Source organism: Actinobacillus porcitonsillarum, assembly GCF_003101015.1.
GTDB lineage: Bacteria > Pseudomonadota > Gammaproteobacteria > Enterobacterales > Pasteurellaceae > Haemophilus_A > Haemophilus_A porcitonsillarum.
The window spans coordinates 2,063,701-2,087,474 of the sequence record NZ_CP029206.1 but is presented as its reverse complement, the minus strand read 5'-3'; the positions used below and the strand labels follow the sequence as shown (position 1 = coordinate 2,087,474).

At 40.9% G+C, this 23,774-nt stretch carries 18 protein-coding genes and 2 tRNA genes; 13 read left to right on the top strand and 7 right to left on the bottom strand.

Features of this window, described 5'->3' with window-relative positions; genetic code table 11:
* Positions 1–178: 178 nt before the first annotated feature.
* A complete protein-coding gene (gene rapA, locus DDU33_RS10030) occupies positions 179–3,088 on the top strand; it encodes an RNA polymerase-associated protein RapA (RefSeq protein ID WP_108924973.1) in 2,910 nt (969 codons plus the stop codon).
* A gap of 188 nt (positions 3,089–3,276) precedes the next feature.
* On the top strand, positions 3,277–3,945 hold the full coding sequence (rluA, locus tag DDU33_RS10025; protein WP_108924971.1) for a bifunctional tRNA pseudouridine(32) synthase/23S rRNA pseudouridine(746) synthase RluA: 669 nt from the start codon (positions 3,277–3,279) through the stop codon (positions 3,943–3,945).
* Positions 3,946–4,012: 67 nt separating this feature from the next.
* On the opposite strand, the gene DDU33_RS10020 is transcribed toward rluA, so the two are convergent.
* The 4 genes from DDU33_RS10020 to DDU33_RS10005 form a co-directional block, all read right to left on the bottom strand.
* Positions 4,013–4,576: a YqgE/AlgH family protein gene (locus DDU33_RS10020; protein WP_108924969.1), complete on the bottom strand. Its 564-nt coding sequence runs from the start codon at positions 4,574–4,576 to the stop codon at positions 4,013–4,015.
* A 31-nt stretch (positions 4,577–4,607) separates the two neighbouring features.
* Complete coding sequence (gene rsmE / locus DDU33_RS10015) at positions 4,608–5,339, bottom strand: 16S rRNA (uracil(1498)-N(3))-methyltransferase (protein WP_108924967.1); 732 nt, start codon at positions 5,337–5,339, stop codon at positions 4,608–4,610.
* 74 nt (positions 5,340–5,413) lie between these two features.
* A complete protein-coding gene (locus tag DDU33_RS10010) occupies positions 5,414–6,004 on the bottom strand; it encodes a YajG family lipoprotein (RefSeq protein WP_108924965.1) in 591 nt (196 codons plus the stop codon).
* A gap of 38 nt (positions 6,005–6,042) precedes the next feature.
* Complete coding sequence (locus DDU33_RS10005) at positions 6,043–6,660, bottom strand: MarC family protein (protein ID WP_108924963.1); 618 nt, start codon at positions 6,658–6,660, stop codon at positions 6,043–6,045.
* Positions 6,661–6,724: 64 nt separating this feature from the next.
* Between DDU33_RS10005 and DDU33_RS10000 the strand changes: the two genes are divergently transcribed.
* The gene (locus DDU33_RS10000) at positions 6,725–8,644 is read left to right on the top strand and encodes an ABC transporter ATP-binding protein (protein WP_108924961.1); all 1,920 of its coding nucleotides are present in this window, start codon (positions 6,725–6,727) and stop codon (positions 8,642–8,644) included.
* Between the two features lie 44 nt (positions 8,645–8,688).
* On the opposite strand, the gene lysS is transcribed toward DDU33_RS10000, so the two are convergent.
* Entirely contained in the window at positions 8,689–10,194 is a 1,506-nt protein-coding gene (gene lysS / locus DDU33_RS09995; protein WP_005824439.1) for a lysine--tRNA ligase, read from the bottom strand.
* Positions 10,195–10,476: 282 nt separating this feature from the next.
* Positions 10,477–11,952: a ribonuclease G gene (rng, locus tag DDU33_RS09990; RefSeq protein ID WP_108924959.1), complete on the bottom strand. Its 1,476-nt coding sequence runs from the start codon at positions 11,950–11,952 to the stop codon at positions 10,477–10,479.
* 183 nt (positions 11,953–12,135) lie between these two features.
* Between rng and ycaO the strand changes: the two genes are divergently transcribed.
* The 3 genes from ycaO to DDU33_RS09975 all read left to right on the top strand — a co-directional run bounded on the left by ycaO (position 12,136) and on the right by DDU33_RS09975 (position 15,388).
* A complete protein-coding gene (ycaO, locus tag DDU33_RS09985) occupies positions 12,136–13,881 on the top strand; it encodes a 30S ribosomal protein S12 methylthiotransferase accessory factor YcaO (protein WP_108925311.1) in 1,746 nt (581 codons plus the stop codon).
* Between the two features lie 49 nt (positions 13,882–13,930).
* Positions 13,931–14,893 (top strand): tRNA 5-methoxyuridine(34)/uridine 5-oxyacetic acid(34) synthase CmoB, encoded by a 963-nt coding sequence (gene cmoB, locus DDU33_RS09980; RefSeq protein ID WP_108924957.1) that lies wholly within the window; start codon positions 13,931–13,933, stop codon positions 14,891–14,893.
* A 159-nt stretch (positions 14,894–15,052) separates the two neighbouring features.
* The gene (locus DDU33_RS09975) at positions 15,053–15,388 is read left to right on the top strand and encodes a hypothetical protein (RefSeq protein WP_005818802.1); all 336 of its coding nucleotides are present in this window, start codon (positions 15,053–15,055) and stop codon (positions 15,386–15,388) included.
* 56 nt (positions 15,389–15,444) lie between these two features.
* Here the strand turns inward: DDU33_RS09975 and mltA are convergent, their stop codons facing one another.
* On the bottom strand, positions 15,445–16,563 hold the full coding sequence (gene mltA / locus DDU33_RS09970; protein ID WP_108924955.1) for a murein transglycosylase A: 1,119 nt from the start codon (positions 16,561–16,563) through the stop codon (positions 15,445–15,447).
* Positions 16,564–16,778: 215 nt separating this feature from the next.
* Here mltA and DDU33_RS09965 point away from each other — a divergent pair.
* The 7 genes from DDU33_RS09965 to treB all read left to right on the top strand — a co-directional run bounded on the left by DDU33_RS09965 (position 16,779) and on the right by treB (position 23,740).
* Positions 16,779–16,855 (top strand) — tRNA-Met (locus tag DDU33_RS09965).
* Positions 16,856–16,988: 133 nt separating this feature from the next.
* Complete coding sequence (gene xseA / locus DDU33_RS09960; RefSeq protein WP_108924953.1) at positions 16,989–18,449, top strand: exodeoxyribonuclease VII large subunit; 1,461 nt, start codon at positions 16,989–16,991, stop codon at positions 18,447–18,449.
* Positions 18,450–18,696: 247 nt separating this feature from the next.
* A tRNA-Leu gene (locus DDU33_RS09955) sits at positions 18,697–18,782 on the top strand.
* 26 nt (positions 18,783–18,808) lie between these two features.
* Positions 18,809–20,473, top strand: a complete 1,665-nt coding sequence (gene cydC, locus DDU33_RS09950; RefSeq protein ID WP_108924951.1) for a heme ABC transporter ATP-binding protein/permease CydC — start codon at positions 18,809–18,811, stop codon at positions 20,471–20,473.
* A gap of 78 nt (positions 20,474–20,551) precedes the next feature.
* Positions 20,552–21,187 (top strand): high frequency lysogenization protein HflD, encoded by a 636-nt coding sequence (gene hflD, locus DDU33_RS09945; RefSeq protein WP_108924949.1) that lies wholly within the window; start codon positions 20,552–20,554, stop codon positions 21,185–21,187.
* Positions 21,188–21,244: 57 nt separating this feature from the next.
* A complete protein-coding gene (locus tag DDU33_RS09940) occupies positions 21,245–22,186 on the top strand; it encodes a LacI family DNA-binding transcriptional regulator (protein ID WP_108924947.1) in 942 nt (313 codons plus the stop codon).
* A gap of 129 nt (positions 22,187–22,315) precedes the next feature.
* Positions 22,316–23,740 carry a PTS trehalose transporter subunit IIBC gene (gene treB / locus DDU33_RS09935; protein WP_108924945.1) on the top strand — a complete coding sequence of 475 codons (1,425 nt, stop codon included), beginning with the start codon at positions 22,316–22,318 and terminating at the stop codon, positions 23,738–23,740.
* The last annotated feature ends 34 nt before the right edge of the window (positions 23,741–23,774 follow it).

Genomic DNA, 23,774 nt, shown 5'->3' with positions numbered 1-23,774 from the left:
TGTAAAGGGCAGAAAATTTTATTCATGTATCATTGCCTCTTATTGGATAAGAGGCTTTTTTTTGCCTGAAATTCAGCTTAGGAAACGTTGTAAAATAAGCGAAGAAAATGACCGCTAGTTTTTTCTCGAGGGCAAATTTGATAAAATTCTCTCGAATTAAAATAAAAAAGAGGCAAAAATGTTCGTTGTAGGTCAGCGTTGGATAAGTGAATCTGAAAATAACTTGGGATTAGGGATTGTTTCTGCGGTGGATAATCGTGCCATTACGATTCAATTCCCGGCAGCGGAGGAGGAACGCATTTATGCGATTGCCGTTGCGCCACTCACTCGAGTGCAATTTCAAGTGGGCGATGTTATCAACGCATCAGAAGGTTGGCAAATGGAGGTTAGCCAAGTCATTGAAAATCAGGGGGTGATTTTATATTTGGGTAAACGTTTAGATACTCAAGAAGAAGTGGTATTGCCCGAAATGGGGCTTGATCATAAAGTGAGTTTTAGCCGTCCTCAAGATCGTTTGTTTTCCGCACAAATTGACCGTTCAGATCGGTTTGCGTTACGTTATCATGCGCTAAAACACCAACAAGCGCAGTTTCAGTCGCCTTTGCGTGGGCTGCGTGGGGTAAGAGCCGGGCTTATTCCTCATCAATTGCATATCGCCAAAGAGGTGGGGCAGCGTTTGTCGCCTCGAGTGTTACTGGCAGATGAAGTGGGGCTGGGTAAAACCATTGAAGCCGGTATGATTTTACAGCAACAATTGTTTGCCGGCCGTGCAGAGCGTGTGTTGATTTTAGTGCCTGAAACCTTGCAACATCAGTGGCTGGTGGAAATGCTCCGCCGTTTTAACTTGAAATTCTCGTTATTTGATGAAGAGCGTTGTAGCGATTTTGATCAGGCGGATGCAGATGGTCATGATATCAGCGAGAACCCGTTCGATACGGAATCAATGGTCATTGCTTCGATTGATTGGTTGTCGGCGAAACCTCATCGTGCGGAGCAGGTTAAAGCGTGCCAATGGGATATGCTGATTGTTGATGAAGCACATCATTTGGCCTGGTCGGAAGAGGCTCCTTCGGTGGCTTATCAATTGGTTGAGTGTTTAGCCAAACAAATTCCTTCAGTATTACTTTTAACCGCAACGCCGGAACAATTAGGGCAAGCAAGCCATTTTGCACGTTTAGCCTTATTGGATTCAGATCGCTTTTATGACTATCGTGCCTTTGTTGAAGAGCAGAATGCTTATCAGCCGGTGGCGGATGCAGTTGCAACCTTGTTAAGCGATAAGCCATTGAGTGCGAATGCGCAAAATGCGATTTCGGAGCTATTGAGTGAAGAAGATACCGAGCCGATGTTTAAAATCATCAATAGCGAAAAATCTTCAGAATCTGACCGCTTGCAAGTTCGCCAAGAGTTGATTCAAGAGTTGATTGATCGTCATGGTACCAGCCGAGTGTTGTTCCGCAATACTCGCCAAGGGGTAAAAGGCTTCCCACACCGTGAATATCATCAGGTCAAATTGGCGATGCCGGCACAATATACGAATGCGTTAAAAGTGATGAAAATGATGGGCGGCATTAAGCAAAGTGATCTGCTTTATCCGGAACAACTTTTTCAGCGTTTAAATCCTACGGCACGTTGGGTGGAATTTGATCCTCGTATTAGCTGGTTAATCACTTTCTTGAAAAATCATCGTGATGAGAAGGTGTTAGTGATTTGCAAACAGGCAGAAACAGCGATTGCGCTTGAGCAGATCTTACGTGAAAAAGAGGCGATTCGTGCGGCAGTGTTCCACGAGCGTATGTCGATTGTTGAACGAGATAAGGCTTCCGCCTATTTTGCCCAACAAGAAGAGGGTGCGCAGGTTCTCATTAGTTCAAGCATTGGTTCGGAAGGACGAAATTTCCAATTTGCCAGCGATTTAGTGTTATTTAATCTTCCGGATCATCCTGATGTGTTAGAACAAAGCATTGGACGCTTGGATCGTATTGGACAGAAAAACGATATTAAAATTTATGTGCCTTGTTTTGAAGATTCTGCGCAAATTGTGTTGGCAGAGTGGTATCACAAAGGCTTAAATGCTTTTGAAGAGACCTGTCCGATGGGGGCGACACTCTTTGATGAGTATCATGAGGCGTTGCAAGGCTATTTAGATGATCCACAAGCGGACGGATTTGATGAATTTCTTACTAAAGTAAATCAACGTCAAAAGGTATTAAAAACGGCGCTTGAAAAAGGGCGAGATCGCTTATTAGAGCTTAACTCTAATGGCGGAGAAGCCGCTCAACAACTAGCAGCTGCGATAGCCGAACAAGATAACCAACCTCAATTAGTGAATTTTGCTTTAAATCTTTTTGATGTAATTGGTTTAGAGCAAGAGGATTTAGGCGAGCAAAGTATTGTGATTAGCCCAACAGGACACATGCTCGTGCCGGATTTCCCAGGGCTTGCGGAAGAAGGTAGTACAGTAACGTTTAATCGCCAATTAGCCTTAATGCGTGAGGATGTGGAATTTTTAACTTGGGATCACCCAATGATTCGTCATGGTATTGATTTAATCACATCGGGCGATATTGGAAAATCGGCGGTATCGCTGTTAGTGAATAAAAATTTACCCGCAGGTACGTTGCTACTTGAGGCGATTTACATTGTGGAAACACAAGCACCGAAAGGGCTTAATTTGACTCGTTTCTTACCGCCTACGCCAATTCGTATTTTATTGGATAATAAAGGCAACGATATGGCTGCTCAGGTCTCTTTTGCCGGTTTAGAAAAGCAATTGAAACCAGTGAATAAGCAGATGGCAAATAAAATTGCAAAAATGGCACGCACAAACATCGAGAAGATGATTGGCATCAGTGAGCAGAAAGTGGTAGCACAAGCGGAAGCGATCATTGCTGAAGCAAAAGCAGAAGCGAATAGCAAATTAAAAGCTGAATTACACCGCTTAGAAGCGTTAAAATCGGTGAATAAAAACATTCGAGCAGATGAGATTACAGCGTTAGAGAAACAGCTTAACGAGACACTCACGCAATTAGATCTTGCCACTTGGCGACTTGATTGTTTACGTGTCATTGTGAGCAATCAAAGTTAGTTAAAATTCTAGGTTCAACTGCTCCGGTTAATATATAACCCTCTCCCCTTGTGGGAGAGGGAAAGATTTTGCTTCGTTTAGAAGCAAAATCAGGGAGAGGGGTAAAGGGCGGGCACACCGACCCGCCCCTACAATTTACAAATAGATTTTAAACCTGTGGTACATATCCCACATGATTTCAGAAATATATGGCACTTATTGAATATCATCCACCTTTAGAACCTTTTTTAAATGAGGTTTACCGAGATAACCATATTTTGGTCATCAACAAACCGAGCGGATTACTTTCTGTTCCAGGGAACCGCCCTGAATACTATGACAGCGCAATGACACGGGTTCAGCAAAAATATGGTTTTACCGAACCGGCTCATCGTTTAGATATGGCAACAAGCGGTATTTTATTGTTCGCATTAAGCAAAGTGGCAGAAAAAGAGTTAAAACGCCAGTTCCGAGAGCGTGAGCCGAAGAAGCACTATATTGCGTTACTTTGGGGCAAATTAGGCGAGCAAGTAGGGGATAAGGGCGTGATGGACTTCCCTTTAATTTGTGATTGGGAAAATCGCCCTCGCCAAAAAATCTGCTATGAACGGGGTAAAAAAGCGATAACACATTATGAAGTGTTGGCACATTTACCGAATAATACAACACGTGTTAAATTAACACCCATTACGGGGCGATCTCATCAGCTAAGGGTTCATTCACTAGCATTGGGGCACCCGATTCTCGGCGATAAATTTTATGCCAACCCCTTAGCGAAAAGCCTAGCGCCTCGTTTGTGTTTACATGCGGAAAGTCTAACCATTACCCACCCGATAACAGGGGAGTTGATGACGTTTAGTGCAGAGGCGGATTTTTAATAAAATTTATTTAACGCTCTATCTCTTTTCCCCTTCGTTTACGGAGGTGGATTGGGGAGGGAAAATATCAAGCTCTCCCCGGGCTAGAAAGTACGCCTGAAGAGATGCCAAAAAATTCATTGGCTTCAACCCAACGATCTAAATAGCCTGTTTCAAAAAGCGTTTTGTCGTTAGCTTCCGAGTAGATCCAAAAATTACGCGCAATTTCATTTTCGAGTTGATCGCTACTCCATGTTGCACAACCTAAACAAACAACAAATTTCTCTGGTGCATCGGGCGTGCCTAAACTATCCAATACATCGCCAGATGTTGTAAGCATAATACGATCGGTAACATGATAAGAGTGAAGAAAATCTCGTTCCGTTTTAGTATGGATAATAAAACCTCGATCTTGGCTAACCGGTCCACCACTTAATACCATTTGGTCTTTTTTATAATCCCGTTGATTTGCCATTTGGAAATCCATACGGGTTAGTAATTCTAAAACAGATAAATCGGTTGGGACGTTAATGATCAATCCCATCGCCCCGTTACTGTTATGTTCACAAATGTAAATGACTGCACGTTCAAAAAATTCATCGTCCATTTCAGGTGTGGCGATTAAGAATTTACCTTGTAAATTGTCTAACATATGATCCTTTTATTTTGATTAAAGAGGAAAATTAAATATCGCCGAAGCAGACTTGTAGTGCGGTAATGGCAGCGAGTGAGGCGGTTTCTGTACGTAGTACACGTTTCCCTAATAAAACTTCAGTAAAGCCTTCTTTTTCTGTCATAGCAATTTCTTCCGGAGATAATCCACCTTCTGAACCAATCAATAATCGTACGCCGGCAGCCGGCATATTTGGCAGTTGGCGAATGGTATATTTAGCTCTTGGATGTAAATTGAGTTTAAGCATGTCATCTTGCTCTTTACACCAATCCGTCAATTTCATAATTGGGCGGATTTCAGGAATCTCATTTCGTCCACATTGTTCACAGGCGGCAATCGCAATTTTTTGCCATTGTTGTAATTTTTTATCTTGGCGTTCATCATTTAATTTTACGCCACAACGCTCTGACCAAAGCGGTGTAATAACTTTAACACCCAATTCTACAGATTTTTGAATCGTAAATTCCATGCGATCGCCTCTTGAAATAACCTGCCCTAAATGAATAGATAAAGGCGATTCTCGATCATCTAATTCACTAGAGGTAATTTCTGCAATGATTTGCTTTTTTTCGACCGCTTGTAGTGTGGCATGGAAAACATGGTTTGAGCCGTCAAATAAAGTAATTTGTTCACCGGCGGTCATGCGTAGGACTCGTCCTACATGATTAGTTGCATCTTCACTCAAAATACAGGTTGTCTTTCCGATGAGTGGCTCGGGATGATAAATTCTTGGAATTCGCATGATGTTATTTAGAAAAGCTGATAAGCGGTCTAATTTAGTATCACATTTACCAAATTAAACCGCTTGTGAAAGGGTTATTTATATTGATGAATTGCGTTTGAAACTTCGTTATCGTTGTAAATCGCTTTTACAACGTCTTGATAAGCTTGGCTTAATACGTCTTTCACAGAGTCATTATCTGCTCCTAACACGCCTTCGTAGCTACGAGTAGCATTAAAGGTTTTGTTAAAGTTACCTTTTGACCCTTGTACGCTGACTTCAACATTCACTTCCGCATTCGCTTTGTGGCGAAGGTTTCCTTGTTCTACAGTTGCAAAAAAGCGTTTAATATTTACAGTAACATGCGCATTTGCCGCACCTTGTACAATTTGGAAGCCTTTAGCGTTAAGGTCTTGTTGTACGGCTTGTTGGAACATTTGTGCCACATCCGGACTTGAGCTTAAGCGGATAATTTCGCCATTTTTTGTATAAGCGGCAATTTCTCTTGACGTGCGAAGATCTTGGGTATTCACACTGACTGCTGCAGTTTGATTATTCGTATTAAATACCGCTGTTGGCGATGGTGTTGTAAATGTTAGTACATTTGATTGGCTACTTTGGCAACCTGTTAATACTGCAACACTTAATGTTGCCATTGCAAAAAGCATTTTTTTAGAGAATTTCATATTTTTCTTCCTTTAATAAAGATAAATGTATACTCAGTTTAGCTGACTTGCGTGAAAAAATCACGAATACCAACTAATAAGTTATTGATAGCCACCGAAGCTAAAATAAGCCCCATGACTCGGCTAATGATTGCCGCACCTGAATTCCCAATAAAATGTTGAATTCGGTTAGCAAGTAATAAAAGAATATAGGTAATCAATAATACGCTTAACATAATTAGCGCAGTAATTGATTGATCAAAGAGGCTAAAACGATGATTATCGGTTAAAAGCACAATTGCCATCATTGCCCCTGGGGAAGCAATTGAAGGCACGGCAAGTGGGTAAACAGCAAGCTCGTTAATGTTAGTTTGCATTTTGATTTCATGCTGCGGTTTACCTTCACCAAAAATCATGGTTAAAGCAAAAATCAAAAGCACCAATCCCCCTGCAATTTGGAATGCTGAGAGTGGAATCTGCATCGCTTCGAGCAATAACTGACCACCGATCAAGAAGAAAAACAGAATACCGGCAGAAATTAAAATCGCATTTCGGGCAATTTTTTTACGATCATCTAAGGATAACCCTGTGGTTTTTGCTAAATAGACCGGAATAGAACCTATCGGGTCGATAACCGCCCAAAGTACAACAAATTGTACTGCCAAAGAATCAAACATCTGCTCTCCTAATAATTATGATAAAATAAAGCCGATAAATTTTAACATAAATAGATGAATTATTATGATTTTTTTTACAGATTTAATTCTGAAGCGTGGCACAAATACGCTACTTGAGCAGACCTCCGCAACGATTCACACTGGGCAAAAAGTCGGGCTTGTCGGCAAAAACGGTTGTGGTAAATCTTCGCTTTTTGCTTTATTAAAAGGCGAATTGCAGCCTGAAGGCGGCGAGGTTTTACTTCCTAAAAATTGGGCGATTTCGTGGGTAAATCAAGAAACGCCGGCGTTAGAGATTTCGGCGATAGATTATGTTATTCAAGGCGATCGGGAATATACCGCATTGATGGCACAACTAGAGAAAGCCAATGCAGAAAATAATGGTAACTTGATTGCCACCACTCACGTTCAATTAGATACGATTGACGCTTGGACGATCCAGTCTCGAGCCGCAACGTTATTAAATGGCTTAGGCTTCTCAACCGAACAGCTCAATTTGCCGGTAAAATCGTTCTCCGGTGGTTGGCGTATGCGCTTAAATTTGGCACAAGCCTTAATTTGCCGTTCAGATTTATTACTGTTGGACGAACCGACAAACCACTTGGATTTAGATGCGGTGATTTGGTTAGAACGCTGGCTAACTAATTATCGTGGCACTTTGCTACTTATTTCGCATGACAGAGATTTTTTAGATCCGATTATTGACCGAGTGATTCATATTGAAAATCAGCAATTACACGAATATACCGGTAACTACACTTCATTTGAAATTCAGCGAGCCACCAAAATTTCGCAACAAAATGCAGCTTATCAGCAACAACAACGCAAAGTAGCGCATTTGCAGAGCTTTATTGACCGCTTTAAAGCAAAAGCAACCAAAGCGAAACAAGCGCAAAGTCGTATTAAAGCCCTCGAAAAAATGGAATTGATTGCACCGGCTTATGCTGATTCGCCGTTTGAATTTGAATTTAAACCACCTTTTGCGCTACCTAGCCCATTATTGATGATGGAAAAAGTGGCAACAGGTTATGGTGGGAAAACCGTTTTAGAGTCGGTTAAATTAAATTTAGTCCCTGGTTCACGAATTGGCTTGTTAGGGAGAAATGGTGCCGGTAAATCAACGCTAATTAAATTGCTTGCCGGCGAATTAGCAGCACAAAGTGGGCACGTTCAGTTAGCCAAAGGTGTACAACTCGGCTATTTTGCTCAACATCAAGTGGATACTTTGCGCTTTGATGAAAGTCCGCTATGGCATTTAACAAAATTAGCCCCAGAGAAAACAGAGCAAGAATTACGCAATTACTTAGGTGGATTTGACTTTAAAGGGGATAAAGTTAAACAAGAGGTTGGCTCATTTTCGGGGGGAGAGAAGGCGCGTTTAGTACTGGCGTTAATTGTATGGCAACGCCCTAATTTATTATTGTTAGACGAACCGACTAACCATTTGGATTTGGAAATGCGTCAAGCCTTAACGGATGCTTTAACTTATTATGAGGGTTCGTTGGTGGTGGTTTCGCACGATAGGCATTTATTGCGTAGCACGGTCAATGAATTCTATTTGGTACACGATAAAAAAGTGGAAGAATTTAAAGGCGATTTAGACGATTATCAAAAATGGCTGAATGAACAAAATAGCCTTGAATTGGCAAAATCCTCTGAAAATTCGACCGCTAGCGTGTCTGAAAATAAAGAGAGTGCTTCAAACCGTAAAGAGCAAAAACGCTTAGAAGCGGAGCTTCGCCAGCAAACAGCACCGTTACGCAAAAAAATTACCCAGTTGGAAAAGGATTTAGATAAAGCCTCAACCCAATTGGCAGAGCTTGAAACCTTATTAGCTTCAAGTGAAATCTATGAGGCGGAAAATAAGGCAAAATTAACGGAAACATTAGCAAAGCAAGTTGAAGCGAAGCAAAAAGTTGAGCAGATTGAAATGGAATGGCTAGAGGCTCAAGAACAGTTAGAATTCATGTTGAATGGAGAGTAAAGCGAAGGGCGAACAAAATGTTCGCCCTTATTTGATCTGCTTTATTACGCTTTTTGACGCATTGCAGGGAAGAGAATGACATCACGGATTGACGGTGCATTAGCAAAAATCATGGCTAAGCGGTCAATACCTAAACCTTCGCCTGCAGTTGGTGGTAAACCGTGTTCAAGCGCAACAACGAAGTCTTCATCTTTAAACATTGCTTCATCATCACCGGCATCTTTAGCGGCTACTTGTGCATCAAAGCGTTCAGCTTGGTCTTCTGCATCGTTTAATTCTGAGAAGCCATTACCGATTTCACGTCCACCGATAAATAATTCAAAACGGTCTGTTACTTCCGGATTTTCATCATTGCGGCGTGCAAGCGGTGAAATTTCCGCAGGGTGTGCCATTAAGAAGGTTGGCTGAATAAGTTGATGTTCTGCCACTTCTTCAAAGATCGCATTAACAATAGAGCCTAAGCCCCACGATTTTTGGATTTCAATGTGTAAACCTTTTGCAATCGCAACGGCTTTATCGAAATCGTGTAAATCTTCCATTGAAATACCATTGCCGTATTTTACAATCGCTTCATGCATAGTGATACGCTCAAATGGTTTGCCAAAATCAAACACATATTCGCCGTAAGGAACATCAGTAGTGCCAAGAATATCTAATGCTAATTTACGTAATAATTCTTCGGTGTTATCCATTAAATCGTGATAATCCGCATAGGCTTGGTAGTATTCAATCATGGTAAATTCAGGGTTATGACGAACAGAAACCCCTTCATTACGGAAGTTACGGTTTAACTCGAATACACGCTCAAAACCACCTACCACTAAACGTTTTAAGTAAAGTTCCGGTGCGATACGTAAATACATATCTACGTCTAGTGCATTGTGGTGTGTAACAAATGGACGAGCTGCAGCACCGCCTGGAATCACTTGTAACATTGGTGTTTCAACTTCAATAAAACCTCTTTCTAAGAAGAATTGACGAATACCTGATACCACTTGTGAACGGATCATAAAGGTACGGCGAGATTCTTCGTTAGAGATTAAATCTAAATAACGCTGACGATAACGGATTTCTTGGTCTGTAATACCTTGTACTTTATTTGGCAGTGGGCGAAGTGATTTCGTTAATAATTCTACTTCAGAACAACGCACCGTTAATTCGCCTGTTTTGGTTTTGAATAAGGTTCCTGATACGCCAACGATATCGCCTAAATCCCAAAGGCTCACTTTATCGCTATAAACACCTTCAGCAAGATTATCACGAGCAACATAAAGCTGAATTTGTCCGCTTACGTCTTGGATTGTGAAGAAAGAGGCTTTTCCCATTACACGTTTAAGCATAATACGACCAGCGACTTTCACTTGAATATCTTGTTCTTTTAATGCTTCGCCATCAACATCATCATATTTTGCGTGTAAATCTTTTGCATAAGCATCACGGCGGAATTTATTTGGAAATGGATTTCCCATTTCACGGATTTTGGCTAATTTTTCACGGCGAGCAATCATTTCGCCGTTAAGATCTAATTCTTGGTTTTCAACTTCAGACATGGTATTACCTTAAATTTTTTTAAAGAATTCGGATTTGCTAAGACTAAAAGGGCGATATTATAAGCGATTTTGCAGGATTTTGGTAGAAAACAAGCGGTCGGATTTAAGATAAATTTTCAATAAAAATTCTGTATTATGTAGTAATTGAACAAACATTTAATGTTTTCGTAGGGGCGGGGTTTATCCCCGCCCGAATTTCATTCAAATATCAGGACTTACGGGCGGGGATAAACCCCGCCCCTACACATATTTTTTAAATTAGTTCTTATGTAAATAAAAACATTACATTACAACTACATCAAACTGATCTTGATGATAGTAAGGCTCTAATTTGATTTCGACTTTTTTTCCGATAAAGGCTTCTAATTCGGCAAGCGAAGCATGCGTTTCTTCATGGATTAAGTATTCTGCCACCTCTTTTGAGGCGTAAACTCGAACTTTCTCTGTATTAAAGAGATGATGAACTCGCACGATTTCACGGAGAATTTCATAACACACTGTTTCAACGGTTTTAATCGTTCCACGCCCTTTACAAGCAGGGCAATCGCAACACAAAATACGCTCTAGGCTTTCTCGTGTACGCTTGCGAGTCATCTCGACTAAGCCAAGTTGGGTAAAGCCATTAACATTCGTTTTCACTCGGTCGCCTTTTAAGGCTTGTTCAAGCGATTCCAAAACACGTAGGCGGTGCTCTTCTTCCTGCATATCAATGAAGTCAATGATAATAATGCCGCCTAAATTACGTAATTGGAGTTGATGAGCAATCGCTTTCGTTGCCTCAATGTTTGTGTTAAAAATCGTATGGGCTAAATCACGATGCCCGACAAAGGCACCTGTGTTGATGTCAATCGTTGTCATGGCTTCGGTCTGTTCAATAATTAAGTAGCCGCCCGATTTTAAATCAACCCGTTTATCTAAGGCTTTTTGGATTGCCTCTTCCACGCCATAGGCATCAAATAAGGTTTGAGTGCCACTATATAAACTTACGCTGTCTGTGAGTTCCGGCATAAATTCATTTAAGAACTCTTTTACTTGTTCAAAAGTAATTTTTGAGTCAATTTTGACTGAACTAATATGGGTGCCGACAAAATCTCGCAAAACACGTTGAGCCAACGCCAGTTCGCCATAGAGCATCGATCTTGTTGGGTATTTTGCTTTTCTTTCTAACACCTTGCGCCATAATCGTTTGAGGAAGATAGTATCTTGTTCTAAACTTTCATGGGCAACGTCTTCTGCCGCTGTTCGCACAATAAAGCCACCTAATTCATCACAATAAGGTTCAACTAAGGCTTTTAAACGGTTACGCTCTTCTTCACTTTCGATCCGTTGAGAAACGCCCACGTGGCTATTTTCTGGCATAAAAACCAAATAGCGAGAAGGTAGGGTAATATCGGTCGTGAGTCGTGCGCCTTTTGTCCCAAGCGGATCTTTAACGACTTGAACAATAATATCTTGCCCCTCACGGACTAATTCACTGATATTTTTGACGACAAATTGCTTTTTCTCGTTTTCATCAACACATTCTGTATGTGAAACAATGTCAGAAGCATGTAAAAACGCCGCTTTTTCTAAGCCAATATCAACAAATGCGGATTGCATGCCGGGGAGCACTCGGGTCACTCGCCCTTTATAAATGTTGCCGACAATACCCCGTTTGGCTTCTCGCTCAATATGTAGTTCTTTTAAGATCCCATTTTCTACCAATGCCACCCGTGTTTCGCTCGGTGTTACATTGACTAATAATTCTGCACCACTCATATCGTTTGTCCCTAAATTAAATTAGAGGAAGTGTATCACTTCATTCATCAGAAAACAAAAATCAAGATCAAACAAGCGGTTGTTTTTGGTAGGAAATTGGCAAAGAGAGAAATCCAATGCTTTCTTGTTACACATTTGTTAGAATATCGCAATGATTTTCCTTATTTTGAACAGGCTATTTTAATGACTGAAAAAACCTTTATTACGGGTAAAGATGCTGCCCTTGAAGAGAGTATCGAAAAATTCCAAACGAAATTGAAAAACTTAGGCTTTAACATTGAAGAAGCCTCGTGGCTCAATCCAGTGCCAAATGTATGGTCGGTACATATTCGTGATGCAGACTGCCCACAATGTTTCTCAAACGGTAAAGGGGCAAGTAAAAAAGCGGCGTTAGCTTCTGCGTTAGGGGAATATTTTGAACGTTTATCCACCAACTATTTCTGGGCGGATTTCTATTTAGGTAAAGAGATTGCCGAAGGCAAATTTGTTCACTATCCAAGTGAAAAATGGTTTGAAATTGAAGATGAAGAAACGCTACCGGAAGGCATTTTAGATCCATTCTTGCGTGGCTATTTCGACCCTCACGGCGATTTAACCCCAGATTTACTGATTGATTTACAATCGGGCAATGCTGATCGTGGTATCGTGGCTCTGCCTTATACTCGCCAATCAGATGGTCAAACGGTATATATTCCGCAAAGTATTATCGGTAACTTATTCGTATCTAACGGTATGTCCGCTGGTAACACCAAAAACGAAGCCCGTGTACAAGGTTTATCGGAAGTGTTTGAGCGTTTTGTGAAAAACCGCATTATCACAGAAGCGATCAGCCTGCCTGAAATCCCACAAAGTGTAATTGACGGCTACCCAACGATCAAAGCCTCTATCGAAAAACTGGAACAAGAAGGCTTCCCGATCCTCTGCTACGATGCGTCACTCGGTGGTGAGTTCCCTGTCATTTGTGTGATTTTACTCAATCCGAATAACGGCACTTGCTTTGCTTCTTTCGGTGCACACCCGAATTTCCAAGTAGCGTTTGAACGTACTGTAACCGAATTATTACAAGGTCGTAGCTTGAAAGATTTAGATGTTTTCGCACCGCCTTCATTTAACAATGAAGATGTGGCAGATCACGCTAACCTTGAAACTCACTTCATTGACTCAAGCGGTCTGATTTCGTGGGATCTTTTCAAATCTGAAGCGGATTACGACTTCGTTCACTGGGATTTTTCAGGCACGACAGAACAAGAATTTGCCAACTTAATGGCAATTTTCAATAAGCATAAACAAGAAGTCTATATTATGGATTACGAACATTTAGGCGTTTACGCTTGCCGTATTCTTGCCCCAGGTATGTCAAACATCTATCCGTCAGACGACTTAATTTATGCAAACAACAATATGGGTATGGAATGGCGTGGGATTTTGCTCGACTTGCCATATTTCCACCACGATCAAGAAACCTACCAAGAGTTACTGGACGAGTTGGACGAACAAAGCATTGACGATATGACCCGTGTGCGTGAGTTTATCGGCATTGTCGCAGAAAAAGGCTCGGCATTGCAAACCTTGCGTATCGGCGAGTTAAAATCAATGTTACACCTTGCGTTAGGCAACCTTGAAGAAGCCTTAGATTGGGCAAACTGGACAGCAGATATGAATGCTTCTGTTTTCTCAGCAGAGCGTAACAACTACTACCGTTGTTTAATTCAGTCGATTGAGTTGTTCTTAGATGAGGCGCGCGAGGCAGAACAATATCGCATGGTATTTAACAAAATGTACGGCAAAGATGCGGTGGACTTTGCGTGGTCTGCGGTACAAGGCGGTAATCCATTCCACGGCTTAAGCGGTTCTGATGAAAGCCTTGAAGATATGCCGGCTCATCAAAAATTGTTAGCGGCATACCGAAAATTACAACAAGTTAAATAATGTTAATTCTAAGGACGCCATAAGCGTCCTTATCACTTTAAAGAAGAAAATGATTGATTTCCGTCCTTTTTATCAACAAATTGCAACAACAAAACTTTCTGCGTGGCTTGAAACGCTCCCTCTCCAATTAAAACAGTGGGAAAAAACAACTCACGGTGATTATGCTAAATGGGCAAAAATCGTGGATTATATGCCGGATGTTGCGGTAACGCTTAACTTAAAAGATAAGGTAGAAGCCGTGCCGGAAGCACCTCTTTCCAATGGAGAAACGCAAAGAATTGTTCATCATTTAAAACAACTCATGCCTTGGCGCAAAGGTCCTTACCACCTACACGGTATTCATATTGATACCGAATGGCGGTCTGATTTTAAATGGGATCGAGTGCTACCTCATCTTGCACCTTTAAAAGATCGCACGGTATTAGATGTCGGTTGTGGAAGTGGCTACCATATGTGGCGTATGGTCGGCGAAGGGGCAAGTATGGTTGTCGGCATTGATCCTACCGAGCTTTTCTTATGCCAATTTGAGGTCGTAAGAAAGCTATTAGGTAACGACCGCCGTGCGAATTTAATTCCGCTAGGTATTGAACAAATGCAACCGCTTGCAGCTTTTGATACGGTATTTTCAATGGGGGTTTTATATCATCGTAAATCGCCACTCGATCATCTCTCACAACTTAAAGCGCAATTAGTGAAAGGGGGCGAGTTAGTGCTTGAGACCTTAGTTATTGATGGTGATGTGAATGATGTATTAGTTCCGGCAGATCGTTATGCCAAAATGAAAAATGTCTATTTTATCCCTTCTGTTCCTGCGTTAATCAACTGGCTTGAAAAAGTTGGCTTTAAAAATGTGCGTTGTGTGGATCAAGCGGTAACAACGCTTGAAGAGCAACGCAAAACAGATTGGCTGGAAAATGAAAGTTTGGTGGATTTTTTAGATCCGAATGACCATTCTAAAACTATAGAAGGCTTACCGGCACCCAAACGTGCTGTTATTTTGGCAAATGCGTAAATTTAAGGTGCGGGTCGTTGACTCGCACATTTTCATCATTTGAATAAAATCAAATTTTCCTCAAATATCTTAAAATCTACCAATTTCTTTGTATATCCTCTCTCTTTTGACCTACCTAAAATTGATAACATCTAGATATTCAGAGAACTGAGGATTATTATGTCAAATCCGTTTCAAGCAGAGTGGACTCGTAAACAACAAGTAATGTGTTTAGGGCATTGGATTATTTCTTATGAAGGGAAAGCATTAACATTGCCTAAAGATCGGGCTGATAAAGATATGGGAACAAAAGGGATTTATAATTATATCGATCCGGAAGATGAGCTTTATCTAGAAGGATTAGACGAGGATGATTGGATTGTGGAAAACATTGACTGGCTAAGTGATGTGTTTATTGCAGAGAATATTCCGTTAGAAGAAGATCTGTTTAGGTATTTTTATCAGGCTGTAAATAAGGAAGATTGGCGTTGTGGGTCTTGTGGTGGTTGTATTTAATTAAAGCGGTAAGATATGCAAAAAATATTGTAAATCTTACCGCTTTATCTTTTAAATTAATTTAACACCCAAACGCGTCCAAAGTGTTTAAGTAAGCCTGCTGTTTGAGCGGCTTTTTTATTCACACTTTCAATGCCTTGATAAATATCAAAATGGTGTCCTTTAACTGCACCACCTACATCAAGAGCCACCATGAGGCGCATTTCGTGTTTACCTGTCCACTTGCCATTATCATCGATTAACGGCATTTCAACTAAAAGTACGCTACCTGATGGCACAAGGCTTTTATCTGAAGCCACAGAAGCTAATGCAACAAGTGGCACACCTGCAGAGCCTTTTACATCGTGAGTTTCATCAAATTTGAAGAAGACATAAGAAGGGTTACGTTCTAATAACTCTTGAGTACGGCTAGGATTACGTTTTGTCCAATCTTTGATCGCTTGAGCGGACATTTTTTCTTTTGGAATTTCACCATCTTCAACTAATAGGCGTCCAACAGCATTGTATTTATAACCATTTTGTCCTGCATAAGCGACATGGCTTAGGCGCCCTTCACCAAAATCGATAAAACCACTCCCTTGTACACCAAGAAAGAAGTTATCTACCATCGAGTTTGAGTATGCTAACTCTAAGCCCTGTCCTTCTAATGCGCCTGCATAGATTTGTGCGCGAGTAAAGCGTTTATTCGCAGGTAAACGGTATAAAGGATGTTGGAATTCGCCTTGTGGCGTACGACGAGCCTGTAATACAGGTGCATAATAACCGGTTAAATTCACGTTTTGATAGCCATCTTGCCCACGCATGAGGTTTGCATTGATGCCATATTTGCTGAGATCATCGACATCAGCGCCAGAAGACACCCAACGTTGCACTTTGCTGTAAATGCCTTCATAGCGATTAGATATGCGGTCAGAGTAAGCGCGAACATTGTTAATTTGGGAAATAAAATCACGTCCGTTTACAATATTTTGTTTGTTTTCAACCGCTTGTACGCGAGCAAAATTCATGTATGACGGCATAACTTGACGGTTTTTATAGATAGCGCCTAATTTTGCATTTTCAGCGTAAATATCCGCAACAGAGGTACGTTGAGGGGCTTTTTTAGATGAACATCCGACAACGAGCACAGAGAAGCCTAAAACCATAGCCCATTTGCTATATGCTTTCCAATTCATAAAAATCCTATTATTAAATTAAAGTATAAAGGGAAGAAAATAGAACGCTAGATTAACAAAAAATAAACCAAAACGATACAAAAAATTTTATGCTTTAAATTTCGTCTTTTTGTGAAATTTTATGCCAATTCTGTTTTAAAATTCGGCATATAAATAGTTTTCTTGAAATAAAACTTGCAATTAAATCGTGAAAGAGTATTATACCTCACATCAGACGCGGGGTGGAGCAGCTTGGTAGCTCGTCGGGCTCATAACCCGAAGGTCGTTGGTTCAAATCCGGCCCCCGCAACCAAATTCTTAACCCTCGAAATTATCGAGGGTTTTCTTTTATCTGCCAATCGGTAAAAAAAGATTTAGATTTCACCGCTTGCAGTCTTGCCCTCTAATCTTTAAACTCGCTTTATCTATCCTTATCGCATTTTGATATGAACAATATTCTTACTGTTACACAACTCAATTACTCTGTTCGGCATTTACTTGAAACAGAATTAGGGCAAATTTGGCTAACCGGCGAAATTTCTAATTTTAGCCAGCCGGTTTCAGGGCATTGGTATCTGACGTTAAAAGACGAAAATGCACAGGTACGTTGTGCGATGTTCAAAATGAAAAATAGCCGTGTGACGTTTTACCCTCAGAATGGTATGCAAGTGCTTGTCCGAGCCAGTGTGAGTTTATACGAGCCTCGTGGCGATTACCAACTTATCATTGAAAGCATGCAACCGGCTGGAGAAGGATTGCTACAACAGCAGTTTGAACAATTAAAAATGAAACTCGCAGCACAAGGACTATTTGCACAAGAACATAAAAAAGCGCTACCTGATTTTGTGAAACGAGTGGGGATTATCACGTCATCAAGCGGTGCGGCATTACAAGATATTTTGAATATCTTAAAACGCCGAGATCCAAGTTTAGCTGTAGTTATTTATCCCACTTTAGTCCAAGGCAAAGAGGCGACACAAGATATTGTTCAAACGATTGATTTAGCTAATCGCCGTCAAGAATGTGATGTTTTAATTGTCGGGCGTGGCGGTGGTTCATTAGAAGATTTATGGTGTTTTAATGAAGAAGTGGTTGCTTATGCAATTCATCGTTCAGAAATTCCCATTATTAGTGCCGTAGGGCATGAAACCGATGTTACTATTGCTGATTTTGTTGCAGATTTACGTGCACCGACTCCTTCTGCTGCGGCAGAACTTGTGAGTCGGGATCAGCAAGAACTGATACGACAGCTTCAACATCATTTCAATATGGTTAATTTAGCTTTTGATCGTATTTGGCATGAAAAACTCACTCACTTTCAGCAGTTGAATTTACGTTTAAATGCACAACATCCGTCAAAGTACCTTCATGTATTCAAAATCCGGTTTGAACAACTGGCTTATCGAATGGAAAAATCGGTTAAGAGCTTACTTTCAGCTCGGCGTAACCAATTAACACAGGTATTTTTACGTTTACAGCCTCATCATCCTAAACGTAAATTAGAGGTGCAACGTGAACAATTAGCCCAAAGAGAAGTGCGTTTACATCAGCAAATGTCTCAATACTTATCACGAAAAAAACAAGATTGGGAAAACCTTACAAAACGTATTGAAAGTTCGCCATTACCCTATCAGATAGGAAAAAGGCAGCAATATATTGCCCATTTAGCACAACAACTCAATTACGTAATGGATAAACGTTATTTGAAAGAATATCAACGTTTTCAAGCGCTATGTACCCGTTTAGATGGTTTAAGCCCTCTAAAAATTCTCGGACGGGGATATTCTATTACGCAAACTTCAAAAGGACACATTTTAACCAATGCAAAAGAGGTAGCTGTTGGAGATAAGCTAATCACGCAACTGGAAACTGGGCAAATAATCAGTGAAGTGGTTGAATTAAAATAGGCTGTATTTTTTTCATTCAAGGCGTTTTTATGTGAAAATAACCTTTATAAATCAAGGAGATGATCAGGTTATTTGAAAGTTACTCACGAAGTTATCCACAGAATTTGTGCATAACTTCAAAAATGGGGTTGATGATTTTTAAGACGAATAATCAATCGGGTATCATTCCTCGCTTGCATGGAGCGATAATTAGTCTTATAATCCGCCTCATATTTTCTTAATATTAGTTTTCACTAATACATCCCTAGCCTGGGTGGCGAAATTGGTAGACGCAGCGGATTCAAAATCCGCCGTTGAATAAACGTGTCGGTTCGAGTCCGACCCTAGGCACCACTTGAAATCATATAGTTTCAAATCTTATGAAATCTCTTTTCCCATTTTTCTCACTTTATCGTACCCATGTAGGGCGTTTAATGCTTGGTATTATCCTTGCGATTACAGGATTATCAGCCAGTATTGGCTTATTAAGCTTATCGGGGTGGTTTTTAGCCGCTTCATTCTTAGTAGGCTCTGCGATAGCTTTTAATTTTTTCTATCCTTCTTCCGGTGTACGAGGTTTAGCCATTGGGCGTACAGTTTCCCGTTATTTTGAACGCTTGGTAACGCACGATGTTACCTTCCGAGTGCTTGCAGATTTGCGAGTTAAAGTTTTTAGCAAGTTAATTCCATTAAGTCCAAGCGGTCTAAATCGCTTTAGAAATAGCGAATTATTAAATCGCCTTGTTGCCGATGTTGATACATTAGATACCCTTTATTTGAATTTAGTGTTGCCATTTATTAGTGCCGTTATGGTTATTCTCTTTATGGCGTTTGGGCTTTCGTTTATTTCGGCGGATTTAGCGTGGATAATTTGCGGTACGCTGTTTGCATTATTGTTTATTGTTCCGGTTATTTTTTATCACTTAGGCAAAAAAATCGGGAAAACGGTAATTCAGGCTCGTGCGAATTACCGCAGCCAATTCATTGAGTGGATTCAACTAAATGCAGAGTTTTTACTCTTTGGTACTATTCAACAAGCGACCGAAAAGCTCCAAGACACGGAGAAAGTTTGGCTTAATGCACAAAGTAAAGAGAGCCAATTAGGCGGCTTATCTAATGCATTTTTAACCTTTATTAACGGTATTTTAGTTTGTGTCGTGGTTTATTTGGTTTCCACCGCAATAAATGTGCCGGATGCCGAACAGCCTGAAGCGTTAATTGCATTAGTGATTTTCTGTGTGATGGCATCAGCAGAAATTTTAATGCCGATTGGCGTTGCCTTTTTACATTTAGGGCAACTGATTACGGCGGCAACTCGTTTAAATGACGTGATGGAACAAACACCGACAGTAGTATTTAATGGCAATGCACAATGGCAAAATATTGAAGAAAATCAACCGCTTGTCCGTTTTGAAAATGTTGATTTCAGTTACCCTAATAGCTCACAATCGGTCTTGAAACAGATTTCATTCACGTTACGAAAAGGACAAAAGGTCGCTTTGTTAGGAAAAACGGGGAGTGGTAAATCAACCATTTTGCAGTTACTTAATCGCAACTACGATCCGACAAGCGGTCATATTTTCCTTGGAAATTGCAACATCGCTGATTTTTCAGAAAATACCCTTAGAGAACACCTTGTTACCTTGAGCCAGCGTGTGCATATTTTTAGTCAAACATTGGCGGATAACTTGAGAATGGGAAATAATCAGGCCTCCGATGAACAGCTATTTAATGTGCTTGAAAAAGTTGGATTATCGTACCTGCTTGAAACAGAAGGGCTTAATTTATGGCTTGGTGATGGGGGAAGACCATTATCAGGCGGCGAGCAACGTCGTTTAGGTTTAGCCCGTTTATTACTAAGTAAAGCAGAGTTAGTTTTGCTTGATGAGCCAACAGAAGGACTAGATCGAGAAACAGAGCAACAAATTCTTGATTTAATTTTAACCCATTGTGCGGATCGGACGTTATTGATGATTACACACCGTTTAAAAGGTATTGAAAAGTTTGATCAAGTTTATCGTATAGATAACGGGCAACTGCTTTAGCTTTTTGATATGATGTAGTATCAGGGCGAAAAATATTTCGCTTCTACGTAACTTTATTTCCCTTTAAATAGAATAATTATGGCAAAAAACTATCAAGATATTGCAATAGCTTATGCAGCGGTTTGTCAAGCAGCGAGCTTGGTTCAGCAGTTTGCTCATCAAGGAATGGCAAAAGATCGCGAGAACTTTAGCGTATTAGTGAAAAGTTTACTGGTTACACATCCTGAATCAACCCTTGCGGTGTATGGCAATTCCCTCCAAAATTTAAAACAGGGCTTAGAAGCAGCACTCGCTCAATTAGGTGGCGGAAATGGTAAACTGGATACCGAAATTGGGCGTTATTGGGTTAGCCTTTTAGCGTTAAGTCAAAAATTGGATAAAAATCCGCAAGCCAAATCGCAGCTTATTCAACGTTTACAGCAAATTGAACGTCAGTTGTCCCTTTATGAAGGGGACGTAATGGCGGATCAAATGATTGCCAATTTAGCGTCTATTTACAGCGATATTATCAGTCCGCTAGGCAATAAAATTCACGTGTTAGGTATGCAGGATTATTTAGTTCGCCCCGATATTCAGCATAAAATTCGTGCAGCATTATTAGCTGGTATTCGTGCGGGGATTTTATGGCAACAGGTTGGCGGAAACCGCTGGCAATTTTTATTTTCTCGCCGAAAACTCCTTCGTCAAGTTCAACAATTATATCAATCTCTGTAACTTTCTATTGGCGTGAGAAGGAATATCACGCTCAAGGTTTATGGATGCTTTGCTTTTATGAAATTAACCATTAAAGATATTGCCGCCCGCTGCGGTGTGGGAAAATCCACGGTTTCAAGGGTGCTTAACCAATCGCCGAATGTAAACCCAAAAACGAGAGAACGGGTACAAGCGGTCATTAATGAACTCAATTTTGCGCCGGATAGAACCGCTCGTGCAATGCGAGGCTCGACGGAAAAAGTGATCGGCATTATTGTTACAAGGTTGAATTCGAGTGCCGAATCGCAAACGCTCAGCCGCATTTTGAATGAACTATATGCACAAGATTTCACGCCGCTTATTGTTGAAAGTCAATTTAAACCGGAACGGGTTGTGCAAGAACTGGCTCTTTTCCAACAACGCCAAGTTGATGGCGTGATTTTGTTTGGGTTTTCAGCGTTAAAAGAAAAACATCTTAAAGGCTGGAAGAAGGCAATGGTTACGGTGGCGAGAGCCTATAAACCTTTTAGTGCCGTTTATTATGATGATGAAAATGCGATGAAGGCATTGCTATCACATTTGTATCAACAAGGGCACCGCCAAATCGGTTATTTGGGGATTGTTGATAGTGATGAAACCACCGGAAAAAAAAGGACGGCAGCTTATCTTACCTTTTGTGAGCAACATCAGCTTACGCCTTATCTCGCAAAAGGCGAATTATCTATTGAAAGTGGGTATCAGCAAATTAGCTCCTTGATGTCATTTCCTCTTTCTATTTTAGTGTGTGCTACCACAGGTTTAGCCGTGGGGGCAGCTAAGTATTTGCAAGAAAATCAGAAAAATTTACCGCTTGCTTGTATCGGGCAAAATCCCATTTTACAAGCCTTTGTGCCTCAACTCATCACACTTGACTTCGGCTATGAACAAGCCGGTGTTACCGCTGTGAATTTATTGCTCAACCAGCTAGAAAATAGCGAAACAGCGATAGTACATCACAAAATTCCCTTTAAATTGATTTAGAAATATGTGATCAAGATCACAAAAATTAAAAGTGATTCATAAAATTGGGAACGTTCCCATTGATTTAAATAGAGAACAATCTATAATCAGCACCAATTTTAATTCTCTTATCCAGCAAAGGATTTTCTTATGGCTAAACAAAAAATCGATCCACAGAATATCGACAAACTTGTGGAATATATCGGTGGTCGTGAAAATATTGCGACCGTAACACATTGTATTACCCGCTTGCGTTTTGTGTTAAATGACGAAAGCAAGGTTGATGCGAAAGCAATTGAAGGCTTGCCAATGGTCAAAGCGAACTTTTCAACCGGCGGTCAATATCAAGTGGTGATCGGGCAAGAAGTGGGCGATTACTACAAAATCTTGTTGCAAAAAACCGGTTTGGCGAGTGTGGACAAAGAACAAGTAAAAGCGGCGGCACGCCAAAACCAAAAATGGTATGAAAGCCTGATTTCTCATATGGCGGATATTTTCATTCCGTTGTTGCCGGCCTTGATCAGCGGCGGTTTGATTTTAGGTTTCCGCAATGTGATTGGCGACATCAAAATGTTTGAAGACGGCACCAAAACGCTGGTAGAAATCAGTGCGTTCTGGGCAAGTATGCACTCGTTCTTGTGGCTTATCGGTGAGGCGATTTTCCACTTCTTACCGGTGGGCATTTGTTGGTCGATTGCACGTAAAATGGGCACTTCGCCAATTTTAGGCATCGTGCTAGGGATTACCCTAGTATCGCCACAGCTAATGAACTCTTATGGATTAGGCTCTCAACTGCCTGAAACTTGGGATTTTGGTTGGTTCGCCATTGAAAAAGTGGGCTATCAAGCGCAGGTGATCCCAGCAATTATGGCAGGTTTAACGCTTTCGTACATCGAACGCTTTATGACCAAAATCGTGCCTGATTTCTTAAATTTAATCATCGTTCCTGTGGTTTCCATTATTTTAGCGGTTTTCCTAGCCCATACGGTTATCGGCCCTATCGGTCGTGAAATCGGCAACGGCGTAGCTTATGTGGTGAAAGCAGCGATGACAGGTGAATTTGCGCCAATCGGGGCGGCATTATTCGGTTTCTTATATGCACCGTTAGTGGTAACTGGCGTTCACCAAACCTCGCTCGCCATTGATATGCAAATGATCCAAAGTATGGGTGGCACACCGGTTTGGCCTTTAATCGCCTTATCGAATATCGCTCAAGCCTCTGCAGTAGTGGCAGTCTTTATGATGACGAAAAAAATGACCGTACGTGAGGTAGCATTACCAGCGGCATTATCCGCCTACCTCGGCGTAACCGAACCGGCGATGTACGGGATCAACTTAAAATACCGTTTCCCAATGTTATGCGCAATGATCGGCTCTGCTTGTGCAGCGTTAATCTGCGGTTTCAACGGCGTGTTAGCCGGCAGTATCGGCGTGGGTGGTTTACCGGGTATTTTATCGATCCAACACCAATTCTGGGTAACCTTTGCGGTGGCAATGTTAGTGGCAATCATCGTACCGATTGCATTAACAATGGTGGTGTACAAACGTAAAGCGTTGAAGGGCGAAGTGGAATAATTAAAGTGCGGTTGGATTTGCAAAAATTTTTCAA